Genomic DNA, 21,279 nt, shown 5'->3' on the forward strand with positions numbered 1-21,279 from the left:
AGATCCACGACGACGAGACCGCCGCCACCGCGGCCGGCGTGCTCTACCGGGCCGTGGCCTGGTTCACCGCCCGTGGAGTGACCGTGGAGCGGGTCTTGTCCGACAACGGGTCGGCCTACAAGAGTCACCTGTGGCGCGACACCTGCGCCGACCTCGGCATCGCCATGAAGAAGACAAGGCCCTACCGGCCACAGACCAACGGCAAGATCGAACGCTTCCACCGCACCATGGCCGACGGCTGGGCATTCAAGAAGTTCTACAACTCCGAATCCGCCCGCCGCGCCGCTCTGCCAGCATGGCTCCACGAGTACAACCACCACCGGCCCCACACCGCCATCGGCGGGTCAGCACCCATCACCAGGTTGATCAACCTCACCGATCAGTACAGCTAGGCGCGGGCCGGTCCCCCGGTCTCGCCGAAGAGCCAGAACGTCAGCCCGCCCACCGCGACGAGCCGGGCGCCGGGGGGCGGCACCGGCCCCGCGCCGTCGGGCACGCCGAGGGCGGCCAGGACGGTGAGGGTGTCGTCGGCGTGCCGGCACAGCACGGCGTCGCCGGGCACGTCCGCGCACCCGGCGGGGTCCGTACGCCCCGCGCGCATGGCGACCTCCCACGGGAGGTCCTCGCCGTCGGCCGACACCACCACGCCGTCCGCTGCGCTGCGCACGACGACGCTCCCCTCGGCCCCTGGGGAGTCGTCGTGCTGGACCACGGCGCCGACGCGGGCCGCGGCGAGCAGGGCGACCGCCCCGGTCTCCGGTGGGACGGACCCCAGCGCGACCTGGTCGCCGACGTCGACGCCGAACGCACGCAGCACCCCCGCGAACGCGGCCACCTCGGTCAACAGGTGGGCGAACGTCCGCTCTGCGCCGTCGAGCGCGAGCGCGACGTCGTCGGCACGCCCCCGGATGACGTGCAGGTCAAGGGCCTCGTAGCAGGCGTTCAGGGTGCCCGGGTCGCCGTCCGTGGGCGCGCGGAACCAGTGCGGGTCCGGCACAGTGATCAGCCCAGCCCGTTGTCGGCGGTCGCGGCCGGCTTCGAGGCGGTGCGCAGCCACGCGGTGAAGAACGAGCCGAGGTCCTGCCCGCTGACGCGGGCCGCGGTCGCCTCGAACTCCGCGGTCGAGCCGTTGCCGCCCTTCTGCTCGCGCAGCCACGTGCGCACGACCTGCCAGAAGACCTCGTCGCCGACGCGGTTGCGCAGCGCCTGCAGCGTCATCGCTCCGCGGCCGTAGATCGCGTTGTCGAAGACCCGTGCGGCGCCGGGGTCGCCGATGGTGACCTTCCAGAAGTCCGAGGACGCGGCCACGTTGTCGTAATAGCTGCGGAAGGTCGCGTCGGCCGCCCGGCCCCCGTGGGTCTCGTTCCAGCGCCACTCCATGAACGTCGCGAAGCCCTCGTTGAGCCAGATGTCGGACCAGTGGTGGACCGCGACGTCGTCGCCGAACCACTGGTGGGCGAGCTCGTGGACGACGAGCGTGGTGTAGCTGCTGCCGACGGCGGGATAGGTCGGCCGGGTCTGGTTCTCGAGGGCGAAGCCGGGGTCGAGCCCGGTCGTGATCCCGCCGACGACGGAGAAGGGGTAGTCGCCGAGGTCCTCCTCGAGACCCGCCACCACCGCGGGGGTCTTCTTCATGAGCTTCATGCTGGCGGCCTGGTCGGCCTCGCTCAGCTGCTCCGACACCGCCACGAGCCACGGCAGTCCTCGCTGCCTGCCCTTCGCGAGGGTGAAGTCGCCGGCCGCGAAGAACGCGAGGTAGGGCGCCATCGGCTCGTCGGCGCGCCAGTGCCACTGGGTCGACCTCTTCCCGACCTTCTTCGCGCGCAGCTTCCCGTTGGAGACGACCTCGCGCCCCTTCGGCACGCGGACCTTGACGTCGACGACGGCCTTGTCGAGCGGGTGGTCGTTGCTGGGGAACCACCAGGGCGCCATGTGCGGCTCGTTCATCGTCACCACCTCGGACCGGTTCGCCAGCCAGTTGCGCTCGCCCGCGTAGGCGTAGCGGTCGGGGCGGTCGTCGTACGACACCACGACCGTGTGCGCGCTGCCCGCGGCCAGCGGCTCCTGCGGGGTGATCCGCAGCTCGTGGCCGCCGTCGGCCTTCGCGAAGCGCGCCTTCTCGCCGTCGACCGTCACCTTCGAGACCTTCAGCAGGAAGTCGAGGGAGAAGCTGGCGAGGTCCTGGGTGGCGGTCAGCTCGACGGCTGTACGCCCGCTGAGCCGCTTGCTCGCGAACCCGTAGCGCGTCGAGATGCGGTACTCGGTGACGTCGATGCCGCCGTTGCCGTCGAGCGGCCAGTAGGGGTCGCCGATCCCCGGCGCACCGTCGGTGGGTGCGGACGCGGGCGCCTGCGCGGTCGCGGTGGGGTGGAGCAGGCCGGTGGCGAGGACGGCGCCCAGCATGCCGGCGAGCAGGGGGCGGGCGAGGGGCCGTCGTGCGGGACGGGGTGTGGGGCGTGTGGTCACCGTCCGAACCTAGCGCCTAATTGCGTTGCGGCCGGCCGGGACGGTGCCCGACGATGGCACCGGCGTCCCGCCACCGCCCGGTGCTGCCACGCACCCGGTGCCCCGTCTCGAAAGGAGCCGTGACATGTCCATCACTGTCCTCGGCCTGTCCGCCGACCACCTTTCGCACACCTGGAGCACCGTTGAACCGCACCTTCCCGGAGGACTTCCTCCGGCCTGACGACCGGTCGTCCCTCGAGGGCATCGACGAGTCGTTCGTCTTCACCTACGACACCTACGCCGACGAGCTCGGCGAGGGTCAGCGCTGGTCCCGCTGGGAGGACCTCGAAGCCCTGATGAGGGGTCCCGAGCCGCGCCCCGACTGGGTCGTGACCTCGAGCGGGGCCATCGACACCGAGCTCGGCGTCCTCAAGACCGGCAAGGAGGCCGACGTCTTCCTCGTCGAGCGCGAGGACCCGCACACACCGGGCTCGGCCGTCGTGATGGCCGCCAAGCGCTACCGCGACACCGACCACCGCAACTTCCACCGCGCCGCGTCCTACACCGAGGGCCGGTCGATGAAGCGCTCGCGCGACGAGCGCGCCGTCAAGCGGAAGTCGACCTGGGGCCGCCAGGTCGCCGCCGGCGAGTGGGCGGTCTCGGAGTGGAACGCGCTGCGCCGCTGCTGGGAGCTCGGCCTGCCGGTCCCCTACCCCGTCCAGATCGACGACGCCGAGATCATGATGGAGTGGATCACCGTCGACGGGGAGACCGCCCCGCGGGTGGCGCAGGTCCGTCCCGAGCCGTCCGTCGTGGAGGGCTACTACGAGCAGCTGCGCGACGCGTTGGCCACGCTCGTGCAGGCCGGGCTCGTGCACGGCGACCTCTCGCCCTACAACACCCTCGCCGCCGGTGACCGGCTGGTCATCATCGACCTGCCGCAGGTCGTCGACCTCGTCGGCAACCCCCGGGGGATGGACTTCCTGCTGCGCGACTGCGCCAACATGTGCGCGTGGTTCCGCTCGCGGGGCCTCGAGGTCGACGAGCAGGAGCTGTTCGGCGAGCTGATGGCCCACGCGTTCTGAGCCGGGCAGCGGCGACCGAGGCACGACGTAGCCGGGCAGCGGCGACCGAGGCACGAGGTCGGGGCGTGGGCCCTGGGCCTTCCACCGGCTCAGGGCCCAGGCCCTAGGTTGGCGCCCGTGAAGCACTCCCACGGACGCGTCGTCGACGTCACCTCCCTCGCCGACCTCGACCGCCGGCTCGCGGCGGGCGCGCGGTCGCTGGCCGGCTGGCGGGTGGTCGGGCTCGACCTCACCGAGCGGGGACCGGTCGTCCTCGAGCGCTCGCTGGCCCAGTCGCTCTTCCTCGGCTGCACGTTCGCCGACGGGGACGACGACGCCGTGCGTCGTGCCGGCGGCATCGTGCTGCACGACCTCCCCGGCATCCCGGTCGACCCCTACCGGGCGACGTTGTACGCGCCGCGCGACCTCTACGACACCCCCCGCTACGAGGACTCCGCCGACGCGCGGGCGTACGCCTGGTCGCGTCGCGGCACCAGCCCCGAGGACACCCTCGCGATGGCGCTCCACGACCACCACGTCGACGCGGCGCTGGCCACGTGGGTCACCGACCGGCGCATCGTCGGGGTGATGGGCGGGCACGCGCTCGAGCGGGGCAGCGAGGCGTACGCCGACGCCGCGCGGCTGGGGCACGCCCTCGGCGAGCGGCTCACCGTCGCGACCGGCGGCGGCCCCGGTGCGATGGAGGCGGCCAACCTGGGGGCCTACGTCCCGGGTGACCTCGACGCGGCGCTGGCCACGGTCGCCACGGTGCCGTCCTTCCGTCCCGACATCGGGGCCTGGGCGCGCGCGGCGTTCGAGGTCGTCGACGCCACGAGCGGCGGGAGGGAGTCGCTCGGGATCCCGACCTGGCACTACGGCCACGAGCCGCCGAACCCCTTCGCCACCTCGATTGCGAAGTACTTCAGCAACGCGCCCCGCGAGGCGGTGCTGCTCGAGATCTGCGACGCGGGGATCGTGTTCCTCCCCGGGGCCGCCGGGACGGTGCAGGAGGTCTTCCAGGACGCCTGCGAGAACTACTACGCCGACCGCTCGTCCGTCGCCCCGATGGTCCTGCTGGGGGCGCACCACTGGACCGAGGTCCTGCCCGTGTGGCCGCTGCTCCGCGCGCTCGCACGCGAGCGCGCGATGGAGGAGCACGTCCACCTCGTCGACACCGTCGAGGAGGCGGTGGCGGTGGTGGTCGGGTAGGTCCGGTCAGCCGGCGCGGCGGACGCTCCGTGGGGCCTCGCTGACGTCGCGGTAGTGGCGGACGAGCAGGTCGTTCACCGACTGCCAGGTGCGCTCGCGCACGCTCTGCCGCGCGGCGACCGCCATCCGGCGGCGGAGCACCGGCTGGGCGACGAGGCGCTCGACGTGCGCCACCAGCCCGGCGGCGTCCCCCGGCTCGTAGAGGTGGCCCGCGACCCCGTCGTCGACGACGTCGATCGGCCCGCCCGCGCGGGGAGCGACCACGGGGACGCCACTGGCCAGCGCCTCCTGGGCGGACTGGCAGTAGGTCTCGTGCCGGCCCGTGTGGACGAAGACGTCGAGGGTGGCGTACGTCCGGGCGAGGTCGTCGCCGTGCAGCACGCCGAGGAACGCCGCGCCCGGCAGCAGCGCACGCAGGCGGGCCTCCTCCGGTCCCCCGCCGACCACGACGACGCGTACGCCGGGCAGCCGGTCGACGTGGGCGAGCAGTTCGAGCTCCTTCTCGGGCGCGAGGCGGCCGACGTAGCCGACGAGCGCCTCACCGTGCGGCGCCAGCTCGGCGTGGAGGCCCTCGTCGCGCCGGCCGGGCTCGAAGAGGACCTGGTCGACACCGCGTGGCCAGCGGGCCACGGCGTGCACGCCGAGGCCCTCGAGCTGCGCGATGCTGGCCGACGAGGGGGCGAGGGTGCGGTCCACGCCCAGGTGGATGCGGCGGGTCAGCGCCTCCATCGCGCGGGCGCCGCCCGGGACGGCGTACCGGTCCGCGAAGCCGACGAGGTCGGTCTGGTAGATCGCGACGGTGGGGATCGCGAGCCCGCGGGCGGCCCGCGCGGCCTGGTAGCCCAGCGTGGCGGGCGAGGCGATGTGCACGACGTCCGGGCGGAACCGTTGCATCGTCGCGCGCAGCCGGCGGCGCGTCTCCAGCCCGATGCGGAAGTCGGCGTAGAACGGCAGGTTCGTCCCACGCGCGTGGGTCACGGCGAACCCGGCGTACGTGTCGGGTCCGGTCGGTGCGACGAGCTCGGCCTCGTGGCCCTCGGCCGCGAGGTGTTCCAGGACCCGCCGCACGGAGTTGGTGACCCCGTTGACCTGCGGCAGGAACGACTCGGTGACGACGAGGACGCGGAGGCGGCCGCCGGCGGCCGGGCTGGAGGTTGTTCGGGAGCCGGGTCGGGAGCCGGGGAGGGGGACGAGGGTGGCCGGTGCGGTGCGGCTGCGACGCCGCCGCTCGAGCAGGTCCATGTGCCGGACGCTAGGGAGCGCCCCGCAACGGACGGCACGCCCCGGGCGGACGTCATGTGAACGCTTCCCGACGGACCGGTGGTGGGGCGTGCTTCGCACCCAGGATGCGTGCTTCGGGGTCGAGATCTCCACCTCGGAGCAGGGCGTTCACCGGATGTCCGGTGACTCCAGCGACCGGCCGGCCGTCGGAGCGGGCGGCTACTCCTTGGCGGCGAGCTGGCCGCAGGCCCCGTCGATCTCGCGACCGCGGGTGTCACGCACGGTGGTCGGGATGCCCTTGGCCTCGAGCCGGCGGACGAACTCGCGCTCGTCGGCGGGGTCGGACGCGGTCCACTTCGACCCCTCGATCGGGTTGAGCGGGATCAGGTTCACGTGGACCCACCCCCAGTCGCCGTAGGAGTTGAGCACGTCGCCGAGCAGGTCCGCGCGGTGCGCCTGGTCGTTGATGCCGCGCATCATGGCGTACTCGATGGACACCCGGCGCTTGGTCTTCGCGGCGTAGTTCCACGCGGCCTCGACGGTCTCGGCCACCGAGAACCGCGTGTTGATCGGGACCAGCTCGTTGCGCAGCTCGTCGTCGGGCGCGTGCAGGCTCAGCGCGAGGGTCACCGGGATCCCGAGCTCGGCCAGCTGGTTGATCCGCGGGACGAGGCCGACCGTCGACACCGTGATCCCGCGCGCGCTCATGCCGAGGCCGCCGGGCGCCGGGTCGGTGAGGCGGCGGATGGCCCCGAACACGGCCTTCGTGTTCGCCAGCGGCTCACCCATGCCCATGAACACGACGTTGGACACCCGCCCCGGACCGCCGGGGACCTCGCCGCGGGCGAGCGACCGGGCGCCCGCCACGACCTGCTCGACGATCTCGGCGGTCGACATGTTGCGCTGGAGACCGCCCATGCCGGTCGCGCAGAACGGGCACGCCATGCCGCAGCCGGCCTGGCTCGAGACGCACATGGTGGCCCGGTCGGGGTAGCGCATCAGCACCGACTCGACGAGGGCGCCGTCGAAGAGCTTCCACAGCGTCTTGCGGGTGGTGCCCTTGTCCGCCTCCATCGTCCGCAGCGGCGTCATCAGGTCCGGCAGCAGCGCCTGGACGAGGTCGTCGCGCTGGCCGGACGGCAGGTCGGTCATCTCGGCCGGGTCGTCGACGAGCCGCGCGAAGTAGTGGTTGGACAGCTGCTTGGCGCGGAAGCCCGGCAGCCCCATCTCCTCGAGGAGCTCCTTGCGGCCGGCCTCGTCGAGGTCGGCGAGGTGGCGCGGCGGCTTCTTGCGGCCACGCGGCTCGTTGAGGACGAGGGGCAGGGTCTTGATGGGCTCAGCGGTCTCGGACATCCCCACGAGTGTCCCACCCCGGCGGCTGCGCGGGCGATTCAGCGGGTCAGGCGTCGACCATGAAGTAGAGCACCAGCGACGCGACGCCGAGGGTGGCCAGCGCCGTGACGAGCATCCCGACGAACATGAACTGCGCGAAGCGACGGGTCTTGCGCTTGACCAGCATCGAGATCGGCAGGGCGAGCGCGATCAGGACGAGGGGGAACAGCGCGCTGGCCGTCTCGTAGCTGAACAGCAGCCGCAGGATGCCGATGAACGCTCCGGGCAGCGCCGTGACGAACAGCATCCCGGCGAAGAACCCGGTGATGCCGGCGAACGTCGGGTGGCTGTGGTGCCACCACTCGAAGTGCCGGTCCCCCGCCACCTCGTGCTGCTCCGCCTGGTCTGTCTCCACGCGACCAGACTAGGCGCTGGTCGCCCGGGTGCGGCGGTCGGCACGCGGTCGCAGGGAATTCCGCGCGGGCGGCCGGGCCTGCCTCACGGCGCGAGGAACTCGCGAGCCCCGCGCAGCCGCGTGGCGAGGAGGTGCGCAGCGCGCCGCGAGTCGAGGCGTACGTCGATCGGGCCCGGGTCGGGCAGGTCCGCCCGGCGACCGGCACGCAGGGCGCCGGGGTCGAGGCCGTCACGGCGGGCGACCAGACGGCCCATCTCGAGACGGCTCATCGCGTCCGCCCCACCGAGGTGCAGAACGCCGCGCACGTCGGAGCCGGCGAGCTCGACGAGCGCGGCCGCGAGGTCCTCGACGTGCACCGGGCAGCGGCGCTCGTCGTCGAACAGCACGCCGTCCGCACCGCCGGCCAGGGCGTGGACCAGCGCCTCGTGCTGGGAGCGTCCGTCACCGAGGACCAGCGAGGTGCGTGCGACCACGGCGTCCCCGGAGGAGGCGAGGGTCGCGGTCTCGGCGACGACCTTCGCCCGGCCGTACGCCGACACGGGGTCGGGCACCGACGACTCGTCGTAGGGCCGGTCCGAGCCGCCGAAGACGACGTCGGAGGACACCAGCAGCATCCGCGCGCCCACGTCGGCCGCTGCCTGCGCGACGTGCGCCGCCCCGGTGCCCGTCACCTCGCCGTCGGACTGGACGTACGCCGTGTGCACGACCGCGTCCGGCCGGTGGCGGCGCAGCAGGCCCAGCACCGCAGCGCGGTCGCGTACGTCGGCGTCGGCCGAGCCCACGGCGACGACCTCGTGGCCGGCGGCCGCCGCGGCGGCGACGACGTGGCGGCCGAGGTAGCCGGAGCGACCGCCCGTGACGAGGAGGCGCACGGGCTCAGAAGACGAGGTAGTAGAGCACCAGCCAGATCGGACCCACCGTGGCCAGCAGGGAGTCGAGCCGGTCCATCAGGCCGCCGTGGCCGGGGATGACCTGGCTCATGTCCTTGATGCCCAGGTCGCGCTTGATCACGGACTCGCACAGGTCCCCGAGGGTGGCCATCACCGCGGCGATCACCCCGAGCAGGATCCCGACCCACCAGTCGCCGCCGAGGAAGGACGTGACCAGCCAGACGCCGACCGCGGTGGTGGCGACGAGCGAGCCCCCGAAGCCCTCCCACGACTTCTTCGGGGAGATGACGGGCGCCATCGGGTGCTTGCCGAAGAGCACGCCCGCGACGTAGCCGCCGGTGTCGGAGGCGATGGTGATCGCGATGAAGGTGATGACGCCGCGCACGCCGTTGTCGTCGAGGTCGAAGCCGAGCGGTGGGAACGTGCCGCCCTCGGAGAGCAGCAGGGCCACGAACGAGGCGAGGAACGGCACGTAGACGAGGGTGAAGACCGACGCGGTGGCGTTCTGGACGTAGCCCGCGACCCCGCGGCGCAGCAGCCACAGCATGATGACCAGCGCGGTGACCGCGGTGGCGGTCATGAGGGCCGGCGCGCCCCAGAAGTAGGCGACGACGACCATCGCGACGCCGCCGACCATCAGCGGCTGCTCGGGGATGTCGATGTCCTTGGCCGACAGCCCCTTGTGCAGCTCCCAGACGGCCACCGCCACCGCGGCCGCGACGATGCCCATGAAGGCGGTCTTCCAGAAGAAGAGCGACAGCAGGATCGCCGCGACGAGCACGACCGCCGAGGCGACCGCGGCCCGCAGGTCACGACCGGCGCGACCGTGGTCCCGCTTGATCGCCTCGGCCGGTTCGATCGGCGGCTGGCGCGGTTCGGCTGCCGGTGGTTCGGAGGTCGTCATCGATGGGTGCTCAGACCTCGAGCAGCTCGGCTTCCTTGTGCTTGAGCATGTCGTCGATCTTGTCGGTGTGGGTCTTGGTGACCGCGTCGAGGCGCTTCTCGGCACCGGTGACGTCGTCCTTGCCGACCTCGCCGTCCTTCTCGAGCTTCTCGAGGGCCTGCTTGGCCGTGCGCCGCACGTTGCGCACCGAGACGCGGCCGTCCTCGGCCTTGGCCTTGGCGAGCTTGATGAAGTCCTTGCGGCGCTCCTCGGTCAGCTCGGGGAAGACGCAGCGGAGCACCTTGCCGTCGTTGGCCGGGTTGACGCCGAGGTCGGAGTCGCGGATCGCCTTCTCGATGGCGCCCATCGCGCCGATGTCGAACGGCTGGATGAGGATCGTGCGGGCGTCCTGCGAGGTGAAGCTCGCCAGCTGCTGCAGCGGGGTCTGGGTGCCGTAGTAGTCGGCCGTGATCTTGGCGAACATGGCCGGGTTCGCGCGACCGGCGCGGATGGCGGCGAACTCCTCGCGCGTCGCCTCGACCGACTTGCCCATCTTGGCGTCGGCATCGTTCATGACGTCGTTGATCACGGTTGCTCTCTCTCGTCGTACGTCCGTGGTGCAGGTGGTGCGGGTGTGTGAGGGCAGCAGGTCAGGCCGTGCTGCTCACCAGCGTCCCAATCTTCTCACCCCGCACCGCGCGGCCGATGGTGCCCGGGGTCGAGAGGTTGAAGAAGACGATGTCCATCCGGTTGTCGCGGGCCATCGCGATGCCCGTGGCGTCGGCGACCTTGAGGTCGCGCGCGAGGTACTCGTCGTAGGTCAGGTTGTCGAACTTCACGGCGTCGGGGTTGGTCTTCGGGTCGGAGTCGTAGACGCCGTCCACGCCCTGCTTGCCCATGAGGATGACCTCGCAGCGGGTCTCCAGCGCCCGCTGCGCCGCGACGGTGTCGGTGGAGAAGAACGGCATGCCGGCGCCGGCGCCGAAGATCACGACCCGGCCCTTCTCCATGTGACGGATGGCGCGGCGCGGGATGTAGGGCTCGGCGACCTGGCCCATCGTGATGGCGGTCTGCACGCGGGTCTCGACCCCGTGCTTCTCGATGAGGTCCTGGAGTGCCAGGCAGTTCATCACGGTGCCGAGCATGCCCATGTAGTCGGCGCGGGCGCGCTCCATGCCGCGCTGCTGGAGCTCGGCGCCGCGGAAGAAGTTGCCGCCGCCGACGACGATGGCGATCTGCACCCCCGACTTGGCGACCTCGGCCACCTCACCGGCGAGGGCGTTGATGACGTCGAGGTCCAACCCCACCTCGCCTCCGCCGAACACTTCACCGGAGAGCTTGAGCAGGACTCGGTTGTACGCCACGTGCATCCCTTCACAGCAAGACTGGGTGATCGCCCTGAACCTACCGGCCAGCGACCCCGGCGGTCGAACCGGAGCGAGGCGGGCCGACGACGCGACGAGGGGCCGCACGCCGGACGGCGTACGACCCCTCGTCGGTGTCGGTGAGGCGTGGCTCAGGCGCCGACCTCGAAGCGGGCGAACCGCTTCACGGTGGTGCCGGCCTCGTCCAGGACGGCCTTGACCGACTTCTTGGACTCGGTGACCGACTCCTGCTCGAGCAGGACGATCTCCTTGAAGAACCCGCCGAGGCGACCCTCGACGATCTTGGCGATCGCCTGCTCGGGCTTGCCCTCCTCGCGGGTCTTCTGCTCGGCGATGGAGCGCTCGGACTCGACGACGTCGGCCGGGACCTCGTCGCGGGTGAGGTACTGCGCCTTCATCGCGGCGATCTGCATCGCGGCGCCGCGGGCGGCGGCCTCGTCACCCTCGAACTCGACGAGCACGCCGACGGCCGGGGGCAGGTCGGCGGCACGCTTGTGCATGTAGGTGACGGTGTTGCCGTCGAAGTAGGCGACCTCGCCCAGCTCGATCTTCTCGCCGATGGTGATCGCGAGGTCCTGCACGACCTCGCCGACGGTCTTGCCGTCGAGCTCGGCCGACTTGAGCGCCTCGGTGTCGGCGGCCTTGACCGCGTCGGCCACGTCGGCGATCTGCTGGGCCTTGGCGATGAAGTCCTCGTTCTTGGCGACGAAGTCGGTCTCGCTCTTCAGCTCGACCAGCGCGTGGCCGGAGGTCGCGACGAGACCGGCGGCGGTCTCGCGCTCGGCGCCGCGGGCGGCGGCCTTGGCGGCACCCTTGACGCGGAGCAGCTCGACGGCCTTGTCGAAGTCGCCGTCGGTCTCGGTCAGCGCCTTCTTGCAGTCCATCATCCCGGCCTGGGTCAGCTCGCGGAGCTTCTTGACATCGGCAGCGGTGAAGTTGGCCATGGTCCTTCTTCCTCGGGTTCGGTGGGCCCGCTCCCCTGCGGGGCGGCGGGCGAGTGGGTGGTGGATCGGCGCGTACGCCGGCCGCGGGCGGGTGCCTGCGGCCGGCGTACGGGCGATCAGTCCTGCTTGGCGGCCTCGGCCTCGGCGGGGGCCTCGGTGGCGGCGTCGGCCTCGGGCGCGGTCTCGGCGGGCGCCTCGGTGGCGGCCTCGGCCTCGGGCGCGCTCTCGGCGGGCGCCTCGGTGGCGGCCTCAGCGGCAGCCTCGGCCTGGGGGGCCTCGGACGCGGCACCGGTGGCCTCGGAGGCCGGGGTCTCCGCAGCGGCGTCGCCGGTGGCGGCGGCAGCGGTCTTCTCGGCGTCACCGGCGAGGAGCTCGCGCTCCCACTCGGCCAGGGGCTCCTCGGCGCCGACGGTCTCGTCGGTCGCGCCGCCCTTGGCACCCGAGCGGGCGATCAGGCCCTCGGCGACGGCGTCGGCGACCACGCGGGTCAGCAGGCCGACGGCGCGGATGGCGTCGTCGTTGCCCGGGATCGGGAAGTCGACGACGTCCGGGTCGCAGTTGGAGTCGAGGATGCCGATGATCGGGATCCGCAGCTTGCGGGCCTCCTCGACGGCGAGGTGCTCCTTGTTGGTGTCGACGATCCACACGGCCGACGGGACCTTGGTCATGTCGCGGATGCCGCCGAGGGTCTTGTCGAGCTTCGTGCGCTCCCGCTTCATCTGCAGGAGCTCCTTCTTCGTGCGGTTGGAGCCGGCGACGTCGTCGAAGTCGATCTCGTCGAGCTCCTTGAGGCGGTTGATCCGCTGGTGCACGGTGGAGAAGTTGGTGAGCATGCCGCCGAGCCAACGCTGGTTGACGTAGGGCATGCCGACGCGGGTGGCCTGCTCCGCGATGGCCTCCTGGGCCTGCTTCTTGGTGCCGACGAACATCACGACACCGCCCTTGGCGACGGTCTCCTTGACGAAGGCGAAGGACCGGTCGATGTAGGCCAGCGACTGCTGCAGGTCGATGATGTAGATGCCGTTGCGCTCGGTCATGATGAAGCGCTTCATCTTGGGGTTCCACCGACGGGTCTGGTGACCGAAGTGGACGCCGCTCTCGAGCAGCTGGCGCATGGTGACGACTGCCATGGGTTCTCCTGTTGTTGCGGAGCGCGCTCACGGACGTGCCCGACCTTCAGCAGGACGAGCCCGGAGCGTGGCTCCTGTTGTTTTCAGTTCGTGCGCCCGACGGGTGCCGGATGCCCTGACGCTCGCGCGTCGGTCCGATCCGCACCGCTCCGATGGACCTGGAGGTGGTGGGAACTGAGGGCCGACGCCCACGGGTGGTCCGGAACCAGGGATGCGTCCCGACGCGGTCAGCGAGCGTGCGAAGTCAGTCCAGGTGGACTGCTCCGCACATCGTAGGTCACGCGTTCACATGAGGGCCAATCGCTGGGCCACGCTCAGCCGAGCGTGGACGCGACGTCCCCGGACCGTCCACACGCGGCGCCGGGAGGCCGTCCTCCACAGGCCCGCCCCGCCCCGGCCCACGACCGCGCGTCCGGCGGCGACGATCGCGGGATGCGCGTGCTCCCGACCCTCCACCTGACCGTCCTCCTCACCGTCCTCCTGACCCTGCTCCTCGGCCCCGGCCTGTCCTCCCCCGCCGGCGCCGTGCCCGAGCCCGACGAGGCCGACGAGCCCGCCGGGGTGTGGCCGCTGCAGCCCGAGCCCGCGGTGGTCGCCGGCTTCGCACCGCCCCCGCACCCGTACGCCGTCGGGCACCGCGGCGCCGACCTGGCCGGAGCGCCCGGTCAGGCGGTGCACGCCGCGCTGCCGGGCACGGTGGGGTTCGCCGGCTCGATCGGCGGCAAGCCCGTGGTCACGGTCGTCCACGGCGGCAGGCGGACGACCTACGAACCGGTCGCAGCGACGGTCGAGGTGGGCGACGAGGTCGCCGGGGGCGACGTCATCGGGCGTCTGGTCCTCACCGACAGCCACTGCTTCCCGGCCGCGTGCCTGCACTGGGGGTTGATCGAGGGCCGGGGCAGCGACCAGGAGTACCTCGACCCGCTGACCCTCGTCGGCGGCGGCCCGGTCCGCCTCCTGCCGCTGTGGCGCGACGAGCCCGTGACCCCCCGGCTGCCGTGGAGCCCCGCGTGGGCGCCGCCCCTCGCGCGATGGCCGCGGCCGGTCGATACCTGGGTCCGGACGGGTGTCGACGCGCCGGTCGTCATGCCCGCGGGTGGGCCTGCTGGTACGCCCGGCGCAGCCGGTCGGTGGTCACGTGGGTGTAGAGCTGGGTAGTGGCGAGCGAGGCATGGCCGAGCAGCTCCTGCACCGAGCGCAGGTCGGCGCCGCCCTCGAGCAGGTGGGTCGCGGCCGTGTGGCGCAGGCCGTGCGGCCCGATGTCGGGGGCGCCGGGGACGTCGGCGATCCGCCGGTGGACCAGGTCGCGCACGGCGCGTTGGTCGATCCGCCTGCCCCGGACGCCGAGGAAGAGGGCCGGCCCCGACCCGTCGACGCGCAGCGACGGCCGTCCGTGGGCCACCCACCGGTCCAGCGCCCGCCCGGCCGGGGTGCCGTAGGGCACGGAGCGCTCCTTGCGCCCCTTGCCGAACACCCGGACGACGCGGCGCTCGTCGTCGACGTCGTCGATGTCGAGCCCGACGAGCTCGCCGACGCGGATCCCGGTGGCGTAGAGCAGCTCCAGCATCGCCACGTCGCGCAGGCCGACCGGGGTGCCGTCGTCGGCGAGGTCGGCCGCCGAGCGGATCAGTGCCTCCGCCTCGTCCGCGCGCAGCACGGGCGGGAGCGTCTTGTGCTTCTTCGGCGAGCCGAGCGCAGCGCCCGGGTCCGTCGGGACCCGCCCGGTGCGGTGCAGCCAGGCCGTGAACACCCGGGCGGCCGTGGCTCGACGGGCGATGGTCGTACGGCTGCGGCCGGTGGTCTGCAGCCGCGCGAGCCAGCTGCGCAGCGTGCGGAGGTCGAGGTCGCCGACCTCCTCGACGCCGAGGCGGACGCAGTGGTCGAGCAGTCCGGCGATGTCGCCCAGGTAGGCGCGGACGGTGTGGGGAGCGAGGTCGCGCTCGGACACGAGGTGACGCTCGTAGTCACCGAGCAGCCGCGCGAAACCCTCGGGCAGGACGTCGTCGCCCCCATCGGTCGCCGTCCCGTCGCCCCGCGCCTCGCTCACCCCGCGATCGTAGGCGCGCGTGCCGCCCTCATCCGGCACCCGGCGCGAGTCGCCAGCCGCCGACGACCCGGGTGACGTAGCCCTTGTGGTGCAGCCGCTCCAGCGCCCGCACGGTGTCACGCACGTGGACGAGGCTGCGCCGGGCGATGGCGTCGGCGTCGACGGCCTCGCCGGCCGGCACCTGCTCGAGCACGGTGCGCTCGACCCCGCGCAGCCCGTCGCGCGGCCGCTCGGGACCACGCGGCGGCTCGACGAGGTGCTCGCCGGGTCGCCCGACCACCTCCAGCACGTCGGCACCGCCCGTGACCAGAATGGCCCCGCCGCCGCGCAGCCACAAGTGCGCACCGGCCGAGGTGTAGCTGGTGACCGGACCGGGGACGCACATCACCGGGCGGCTCAGCTGGTCGGCCCAGCGCACCGTGTTGAGCGCTCCGCTGCGCAACGCGGCCTCGACCAGCACCGTGCCGCGGGTCATCGCCGCGATCAGCCGGTTGCGGGCGAGGAACCGAAGGCGGGTCGGCCTCGACCCCGGTGGTTGCTCCGACACGACCGCGTGCTCGGCCGCGAGGTGCGCGAGGAGCGGCCTGTTGTGCTCGGGGTAGACCTGGTCGACCCCGCAGGCGAGCACCGCGACGCTCACGCCACCCGAGCGCAGCGTCGCGTCGTGGGCGACGAAGTCGATCCCCCGCGCGCCGCCGGACACGACCGGCCGGCGCGCGAGCGCGAGCTGGCCGCAGATGCCGCGGGTCACCTCGACGCCGTAGACGGAGGCGGCGCGGGAGCCCACGACCGCCACCGAGCCGGTCAGGTCCGTGAGGGCGAGGGGGCCGCGCACCCAGAGCCCGGGTGGGGTCCCGCCGAAGCACGGCGACTCCCCGTCGTCCCCCGTGCGCGCCGGCTCGACGTGGTCGAGGTCGTCGAGACCCCTGGGCCACTCGGGGTCACCCGGCACGAGGAACCGGATGCCCGCGCGGGCGGCGAGCTCGAGCTGCCGCTCGGGGTCGACCTCGCGGAGCCGCTCGTGGAGGCTGCTGCGCGCCTTGGGCTCGAGCTGGGACTCGAGGGCCTTCCGGGGACCGACGTCCGCGACGAGGCGGGAGGTGACGAGGTCGCCGGGCTCGACGGCGCAGGAGAGCGCCACGCGGGCGAGCCGGTCGGCGTCGGGGACGTCGCTGGTCGCGGTCATGACGCCGCCGCCGTGACGACCCGCGCGTCGAGGGTCCGCGCCGGGTCGTTGGACCGGAGGGCCAGGGCCGTCTCGGCCTCCTCGACCCCCGGTCGGGCCACCCCGGCACAGTCGGCGACCGTCCAGGCCAGCCGTTGGGCGCGGGTCAGGCCGCGCCGGGTCAGGCGCCCCGTGGCGAGCTCCTGGTCGATGCGTCGCTGCGCGTCGGGCACCAGGGGCCAGCGCTGGTCGATCGCCGTGCCCGGGACGGAGGCGTTGAGCAGCCACGCGCAGTCGCGGTAGCGCCGGGCCTGCCGCTGCCTCGCCTCGACCACCCGGGCCCGCACGTCGGCGGAGGACTCGACGGGACCGTCCCACGCGGCACCCGCGAGCCGCGGCTGCGGGCGCACCTCCATCCAGATGTCGACGCGGTCGACGATCGGGCCGCTCAGCTTGCGGAGGTAGTGGGCACGCTGCACCTCGCTGCACTCGCACGCTCCCCCGGACGTCCCGTGGAACCTGCCGCACGGACAGCTGTTGGCGGCGAGCACCACCAGCGAACGTGCGGGATAGGTGGCGGACTCCTCGCCGCGCGCGATCGTCACCTCCCCCGACTCCATCGGCTCGCGCATCGCCTCGATGACGTCGGCGCGGAAGTGGGGGAACTCGTCGAGGAACAGCACGCCGTGGTGCGCCAGGCTGACCTGGCCGGGGCGCACCCTGCCCGTGCCACCGCCGAGCACGCTCGCGGCGCTCGCCGAGTGGTGCGGGGCGAACCACGGCGGACGACGCAGCAGCCCGGACCCCTCCGGCAGGGTGCCGGCGACGGAGTGGAGCGCGGTGACCTCGAGCGCCTGCTCGGTCGTGAGGTCCGGCAGGACGGTGGGGATGCGCTCCGCGATCGACGTCTTCCCGGTCCCCCGCGGGCCCACCAGCATCAGCGGGTGGCCACCCGCCGCGGCCACCTCGACCGCGTAGCGGACGTCCTCGAGGCCGTCGAGGTCGCGCAGGTCGACGTCGCCGAGCCGGTCGTCGCCGCGCCACGTCGCCAGCGGGCTGGACGACGGGCCGACGACGGGGTCGGCCTCGGGCACCTCCGCGCCGCGGAGCACGGCGGAGACCTGGGCCAGGGACCGCACCCCGAAGACGGTCATGCCCGGCACCAGCGCCGCCTCGGCCGCCTGCGGCTCGGGGACGAACACCCGGGTGATGCCGTGGGCCGCGGCCGCGATGACCATCGGCAGGACGCCCGGCACCGGCCGCAGGCCGCCCGAGACCGACAGCTCGCCGATGAACGCCCAGCCCGCGAGGTCCCCGGGCTGCAGCTCCTCGTGCTGCTTGTCGGCCGCCAGCACGGCCACCGCGATCGCCAGGTCGTAGTGGGTGCCGCTCTTGGGCAGGTCGGCGGGCGCGAGGAGGATCGTGACCCGCTTGGTGGCGGGCCACCGACCGCAGTCGTTGTTGATCGCCATCCGCACGCGGTCGCGGGCCTCCGACAGGCTCTTGTCGACCCTGCCGATGATCGTCGTGCTGACCAGACCGGGCGAGACGTCGACCTGCACGTCGATCACGTGGCCGTCGGCGCCCTTGAGGGCCAGCGAGCGGGCCGTCGCGAACGCCATCAGCCAACCCCCGCGACGTGCTCGATCTGCACCGGTCGTCCCGGGGGCGCCAGCACGCCGACCAGGTCGACCCGGACGTCCTCGGGGTGGCAGGTGTGCGACCGCAGCCACCGCGCGCCCAGCCGGCGCAGCCGCTCGGCCTTGCGCTGGTCGACCGCCTCGAGCGGCGCACCGTAGTCGCTCGACGAGCGCGTCTTGACCTCGCAGATCACCAGGACGGGGCCGTCTCGCAGCACGAGGTCGATCTCGCCGGCGTCGCAGCGCCAGTTGCGGTCGAGCACGACCATGCCGAGGTGCCGCAGGTGGCGCTCGGCCAGGAGCTCGCCGCGTCGCCCGAGGCGGCGGTTGTGCGCGGCGACTGGATCGGGGACGAGGGATGCGGGTGTGCGCGTCATCGCGGGTGCCTTCCGACGAACAGGATCGGGTGAGGCACCAGCACACCGCCGCAGACCGACAGGCGGGGCCGGGACGGGGGCGAGGCTGTGGAGAAGCGCGGGGAGGGGCCGCCTGTGGACGGTTGGTGGCCCGGTCAGTCCTTGGGCGGGTCGATGTCCTGCGCAGCGAGCTCCTCGACGTTGACGTCCTTGAACGTCAGCACCTTGACGTTCTTGGCGAAGCGGGCGGGGCGGTACATGTCCCAGACCCAGGCGTCGCTCATCGACACCTCGAAGAACACGTCACCGCTCTCGGAGCGCGCCTTCACGTCGACCTGGTTGCAGAGGTAGAAGCGCCGGTCGGTCTCGACGACGTACTTGAAGATCCCCACGACGTCGCGGTACTCGCGATAGAGCGTGAGCTCCATCTCGGTCTCGTACTTCTCGAGGTCCTCGGCGCTCATGCGTCCTCCTGCTCCGGCCGGCCCTGCCCGTCGTGCTCGTCGGGCTCCCCGGGCTGTTCCGGACCGACACTAGTGGCCGGGTCCCCGGCCGGACCCGGCACCGGCTCGAGACCCGCCGCGCGGCGTACGTTGACGAAGCGCATCCGGTGCACCGGCGAGGGTCCGTGCGCGGCGAGCGCGGCCTCGTGGACGTCGGTGATGTAGCCCTTGTGGGTCTTGAAGTCGTAGGCCGGCCAGTCCCCGTCGAGCCCCACCATCAGCCGGTCACGTGTCACCTTGGCGACCACCGAGGCCGCCGCGATGCAGGCGGCCACCCGGTCGCCCTTCCACACCGCGAGGCCGGGCACGCCGAGGCCGTCGACGGGGAAGCCGTCGGTGAGGACGTACGCCGGCCGCGTCGCGAGCCGGGCGACCGCGCGCCGCAGCGCCTCCAGGTTGGCGACGTGCATGCCGAGGCGGTCGCACTCCTCGCTGTCGATCACCACGACCGACCACGCCAGCGCCCGGCGTACGACCTGGGCGTAGACACGCTCGCGCGCGGCCTCGGTCAGGAGCTTGCTGTCGGCGAGCCCGGGGACGACCCCCGCCTTCCCGGGCGGCAGCACGACGGCCCCCGCCACGAGCGGACCGGCGCACGCTCCGCGACCCGCCTCGTCGACCCCCGCGATCGGCTCGAGACCGGCCCGGCGCAGGGCACGCTCGTAGCCGTAGATCCCGGCGTCACGTCGCACGGTCACGCCACCCGGCACGGGCGCGGGCGGGTGCTCGACGTGCTGCGTCACGAGGACGACGGGTCCGGCACGTCCTCGAACGTGGCCGGACGGGTGTTCCAGCGGAAGCGGTCGGCGGGCCAGAGCAGCACGAACACCTTGCCGACGACCAGGTCGACCGGGACGAACTCGTCGCCGGGCACGCACTCGGTCTCGTCGGGCTGGCACATCTTCTGCGAGGAGTCGGCCGAGCGCGAGCGGTTGTCACCCATCACGAAGATGTGGCCGTCGGGGATCGGGCCGACCTCCCAGTCCTCGTTGCACGCGCCGTTGGTCGGCATCGGCCCGTTGCACTTCGCGCCACCGCGCTTGACGTAGGCGGCCTCGTCGAGGGGCTGGCCGTTGACGACCAGGCGCCCCTGGTCGTCGCAGCACTCGATGGTGTCGCCGGCGACGCCGATGACGCGCTTCACCAGATGGCCGCCGGTCGGGTAGAGCCCGACCTTGGCCATCACCTGCGCGACCGGGTTGGTCGGGCCGGCGGAGTCGATCGGGGGCAGCCAGCCGCCCGGGTCCTTGAAGACCACCACGTCGCCGCGCTGGGGCTCGCCGTCGCCCCAGTAGGACACCTTCTGGATGAGGATCCGGTCGTTGAGGATGAGGCCCGGCTCCATCGACTCCGACGGGATGTAGAAGGCCTGGACGAAGAACGTCTTGATGACGATGGCGAGGACCAGCGCGACGCCGAGCAGCAGGATCGTCTCCTGCCACAGAGGCAGCTGCTTGCGCTTCGACCTCCCCTTCGCGGCGCTCAGCGGCTCGTCCCGGGAATGCGACGACCGCGGCTCCTCGTCCATGGAGACGGACGAGGAGCCGCGGTCATCGGAAGTCACTCGCAGAGACTAACCAGTCCCTGGTCGAATGGCAGATCAGGCCTCGCGACGCTCCTTGATCTTGGCGGCCTTGCCGCGGAGGTTGCGCAGGTAGTAGAGCTTGGCGCGGCGGACGTCGCCGCGGGTCACGACCTCGATCGTCTCGAAGATCGGGGAGTTGACCGGGAAGGTGCGCTCGACGCCGACGCCGAAGGAGACCTTGCGGACCGTGAAGGTGCGGCCGACGCCGGCACCGTGGACGCGGATCACGACGCCCTGGAAGACCTGGACGCGCGAGCGGCTGCCCTCGACGACCTTCACGTGGACCTTGACGGTGTCGCCGGCACGGAAGGCCGGGACGTCGTCGCGCTTGAGGGAGTTGCCGAGCTCGGCAATGACGTTGGTCATGACTGCTCCTCGCGAGTGCCACAGGTCAGCCGCGGATCTGGTGGTGACGGATTCGGGTCGTGCGGGGCTGCTCGGTGCGACCGGGCCGGCGCGCCCCCTGTGGCAGGTGCGGTACGGCAGGCCCCCGGGGCGGTGCATCGACTGATGCGTCCGGGCGACCCTGGCCTCGAGCAGACCGAGGGTGAAGTCTGCCAGAGCGCCGGCTCAGCGGGAAATCCGCCGCCGGGCCCGCTTGGTCATGATCACGGCACCGTCGGGGGCGCGCCGGTCGGTACGGATCCGGAACCCAGCCTTCTTGTACATCCGCTGGTTGTCGAGCGACCCGGCACCCGTGAAGAGGACGAAGGTCTCCACGTCCTCGGGGGCGAGCTCCTCGACGAGCTCGAGCAGCGCCCTGCCCAGGCCGCGACCCTGGAGGTCCGGGGCGACCATGATCCGGCCGATGTCCCACTCGCCGTGCCGGTCGAGCCGCCCGCGCACCGCGCCGACGAGACGACCCGACGACGGCTCGCGCGCGACGCGCACGGTCCACTCCCCCAGCCCCCGGCGTACGTCGTCGAGCGACTCGCGCAGCGCAGGGATCTCCACCCCGGGGTTGGCCTGGAGCTCCTGGAGCCAGCACGCCCGCTGCAGCGTGAAGAGCTCGCCCGCGTCGGCGGGCACGGCGGGGCGTACGTCGAGGTCGGCCAGGGCGCCCAC

Annotated in this window: 24 protein-coding genes; 4 read left to right on the forward strand and 20 right to left on the reverse strand. The window is 72.7% G+C overall.

Annotated features, from left to right (window positions below):
- The coding region (locus tag F4692_RS00005; RefSeq protein WP_179617621.1) for an integrase core domain-containing protein at nucleotides 1-392 on the forward strand (392 nt) is incomplete at its 5' end.
- Here the strand turns inward: F4692_RS00005 and F4692_RS00010 are convergent.
- Both F4692_RS00010 and F4692_RS00015 read right to left on the reverse strand, forming a co-directional pair.
- Entirely contained in the window at nucleotides 389-997 is a 609-nt protein-coding gene (locus F4692_RS00010; protein WP_179617622.1) for a hypothetical protein, read from the reverse strand. The two genes, F4692_RS00005 and F4692_RS00010, sit on opposite strands and share 4 nt — an antisense overlap.
- 5 nt (nucleotides 998-1,002) lie before the next feature.
- On the reverse strand, nucleotides 1,003-2,466 hold the full coding sequence (locus F4692_RS00015) for a M1 family metallopeptidase (RefSeq protein ID WP_179617623.1): 1,464 nt from the start codon (nucleotides 2,464-2,466) through the stop codon (nucleotides 1,003-1,005).
- A gap of 182 nt (nucleotides 2,467-2,648) precedes the next feature.
- Here F4692_RS00015 and F4692_RS00020 point away from each other — a divergent pair, with 182 nt between their 5' ends.
- Both F4692_RS00020 and F4692_RS00025 read left to right on the forward strand, forming a co-directional pair.
- Nucleotides 2,649-3,530, forward strand: a complete 882-nt coding sequence (locus F4692_RS00020) for a serine protein kinase RIO (protein ID WP_257029398.1) — start codon at nucleotides 2,649-2,651, stop codon at nucleotides 3,528-3,530.
- 117 nt (nucleotides 3,531-3,647) lie between these two features.
- Complete coding sequence (locus F4692_RS00025; RefSeq protein ID WP_179617625.1) at nucleotides 3,648-4,718, forward strand: LOG family protein; 1,071 nt, start codon at nucleotides 3,648-3,650, stop codon at nucleotides 4,716-4,718.
- A gap of 6 nt (nucleotides 4,719-4,724) precedes the next feature.
- Here F4692_RS00025 and F4692_RS00030 read toward each other — a convergent pair whose 3' ends face one another.
- The 9 genes from F4692_RS00030 to rpsB form a co-directional block, all read right to left on the reverse strand.
- The gene (locus F4692_RS00030) at nucleotides 4,725-5,960 is read right to left on the reverse strand and encodes a glycosyltransferase family 4 protein (protein ID WP_179617626.1); all 1,236 of its coding nucleotides are present in this window, start codon (nucleotides 5,958-5,960) and stop codon (nucleotides 4,725-4,727) included.
- A 198-nt stretch (nucleotides 5,961-6,158) separates the two neighbouring features.
- Nucleotides 6,159-7,292: a dual-specificity RNA methyltransferase RlmN gene (gene rlmN, locus F4692_RS00035; protein ID WP_179617627.1), complete on the reverse strand. Its 1,134-nt coding sequence runs from the start codon at nucleotides 7,290-7,292 to the stop codon at nucleotides 6,159-6,161.
- 46 nt (nucleotides 7,293-7,338) lie between these two features.
- Nucleotides 7,339-7,686, reverse strand: coding sequence for a hypothetical protein (locus F4692_RS00040; RefSeq protein ID WP_218858109.1), 348 nt, complete (start codon nucleotides 7,684-7,686; stop codon nucleotides 7,339-7,341).
- An 83-nt stretch (nucleotides 7,687-7,769) separates the two neighbouring features.
- The gene (locus tag F4692_RS00045) at nucleotides 7,770-8,558 is read right to left on the reverse strand and encodes an SDR family oxidoreductase (protein ID WP_179617628.1); all 789 of its coding nucleotides are present in this window, start codon (nucleotides 8,556-8,558) and stop codon (nucleotides 7,770-7,772) included.
- A 4-nt stretch (nucleotides 8,559-8,562) separates the two neighbouring features.
- Nucleotides 8,563-9,480, reverse strand: coding sequence for a phosphatidate cytidylyltransferase (locus F4692_RS00050; protein WP_179617629.1), 918 nt, complete (start codon nucleotides 9,478-9,480; stop codon nucleotides 8,563-8,565).
- Between the two features lie 10 nt (nucleotides 9,481-9,490).
- Nucleotides 9,491-10,045 (reverse strand): ribosome recycling factor, encoded by a 555-nt coding sequence (gene frr / locus F4692_RS00055; RefSeq protein ID WP_308645200.1) that lies wholly within the window; start codon nucleotides 10,043-10,045, stop codon nucleotides 9,491-9,493.
- Between the two features lie 64 nt (nucleotides 10,046-10,109).
- Nucleotides 10,110-10,829: a UMP kinase gene (gene pyrH, locus F4692_RS00060; RefSeq protein WP_179617631.1), complete on the reverse strand. Its 720-nt coding sequence runs from the start codon at nucleotides 10,827-10,829 to the stop codon at nucleotides 10,110-10,112.
- 146 nt (nucleotides 10,830-10,975) lie between these two features.
- Nucleotides 10,976-11,788, reverse strand: a complete 813-nt coding sequence (gene tsf, locus F4692_RS00065; protein WP_179617632.1) for a translation elongation factor Ts — start codon at nucleotides 11,786-11,788, stop codon at nucleotides 10,976-10,978.
- A gap of 116 nt (nucleotides 11,789-11,904) precedes the next feature.
- Nucleotides 11,905-12,918 carry a 30S ribosomal protein S2 gene (gene rpsB, locus F4692_RS00070; RefSeq protein WP_179617633.1) on the reverse strand — a complete coding sequence of 338 codons (1,014 nt, stop codon included), beginning with the start codon at nucleotides 12,916-12,918 and terminating at the stop codon, nucleotides 11,905-11,907.
- A gap of 432 nt (nucleotides 12,919-13,350) precedes the next feature.
- Between rpsB and F4692_RS00075 the strand changes: the two genes are divergently transcribed.
- Nucleotides 13,351-14,076 (forward strand): M23 family metallopeptidase, encoded by a 726-nt coding sequence (locus F4692_RS00075; protein WP_179617634.1) that lies wholly within the window; start codon nucleotides 13,351-13,353, stop codon nucleotides 14,074-14,076.
- Here F4692_RS00075 and F4692_RS00080 read toward each other — a convergent pair.
- The 9 genes from F4692_RS00080 to F4692_RS20760 all read right to left on the reverse strand — a co-directional run bounded on the left by F4692_RS00080 (nucleotide 14,003) and on the right by F4692_RS20760 (nucleotide 21,279).
- Nucleotides 14,003-14,965 (reverse strand): tyrosine recombinase XerC, encoded by a 963-nt coding sequence (locus F4692_RS00080; RefSeq protein WP_308645085.1) that lies wholly within the window; start codon nucleotides 14,963-14,965, stop codon nucleotides 14,003-14,005. The two genes, F4692_RS00075 and F4692_RS00080, sit on opposite strands and share 74 nt — an antisense overlap.
- 28 nt (nucleotides 14,966-14,993) lie before the next feature.
- Complete coding sequence (gene dprA, locus F4692_RS00085) at nucleotides 14,994-16,151, reverse strand: DNA-processing protein DprA (RefSeq protein WP_179617635.1); 1,158 nt, start codon at nucleotides 16,149-16,151, stop codon at nucleotides 14,994-14,996.
- Nucleotides 16,148-17,752 (reverse strand): YifB family Mg chelatase-like AAA ATPase, encoded by a 1,605-nt coding sequence (locus tag F4692_RS00090; protein ID WP_179617636.1) that lies wholly within the window; start codon nucleotides 17,750-17,752, stop codon nucleotides 16,148-16,150. The genes dprA and F4692_RS00090 overlap by 4 nt, the downstream gene beginning before the upstream one ends.
- Complete coding sequence (locus tag F4692_RS00095; protein WP_179617637.1) at nucleotides 17,752-18,147, reverse strand: YraN family protein; 396 nt, start codon at nucleotides 18,145-18,147, stop codon at nucleotides 17,752-17,754. Before F4692_RS00095 ends, F4692_RS00090 begins: the two co-directional genes overlap by 1 nt.
- A 134-nt stretch (nucleotides 18,148-18,281) precedes the next feature.
- Complete coding sequence (locus F4692_RS00100) at nucleotides 18,282-18,590, reverse strand: DUF2469 domain-containing protein (protein WP_179617638.1); 309 nt, start codon at nucleotides 18,588-18,590, stop codon at nucleotides 18,282-18,284.
- Nucleotides 18,587-19,327: a ribonuclease HII gene (locus F4692_RS00105; protein WP_179618938.1), complete on the reverse strand. Its 741-nt coding sequence runs from the start codon at nucleotides 19,325-19,327 to the stop codon at nucleotides 18,587-18,589. Before F4692_RS00105 ends, F4692_RS00100 begins: the two co-directional genes overlap by 4 nt.
- Before the next feature lie 41 nt (nucleotides 19,328-19,368).
- Nucleotides 19,369-20,193 carry a signal peptidase I gene (lepB, locus tag F4692_RS00110; protein WP_179617639.1) on the reverse strand — a complete coding sequence of 275 codons (825 nt, stop codon included), beginning with the start codon at nucleotides 20,191-20,193 and terminating at the stop codon, nucleotides 19,369-19,371.
- 36 nt (nucleotides 20,194-20,229) lie between these two features.
- Nucleotides 20,230-20,580 (reverse strand): 50S ribosomal protein L19, encoded by a 351-nt coding sequence (gene rplS / locus F4692_RS00115; RefSeq protein ID WP_179617640.1) that lies wholly within the window; start codon nucleotides 20,578-20,580, stop codon nucleotides 20,230-20,232.
- Between the two features lie 204 nt (nucleotides 20,581-20,784).
- The gene (locus tag F4692_RS20760; RefSeq protein WP_308645201.1) at nucleotides 20,785-21,279 is read right to left on the reverse strand and encodes a GNAT family N-acetyltransferase; all 495 of its coding nucleotides are present in this window, start codon (nucleotides 21,277-21,279) and stop codon (nucleotides 20,785-20,787) included.

It is taken from the genome of Nocardioides cavernae (genome assembly GCF_013410035.1).
Lineage (GTDB): Bacteria > Actinomycetota > Actinomycetes > Propionibacteriales > Nocardioidaceae > Nocardioides > Nocardioides cavernae_A.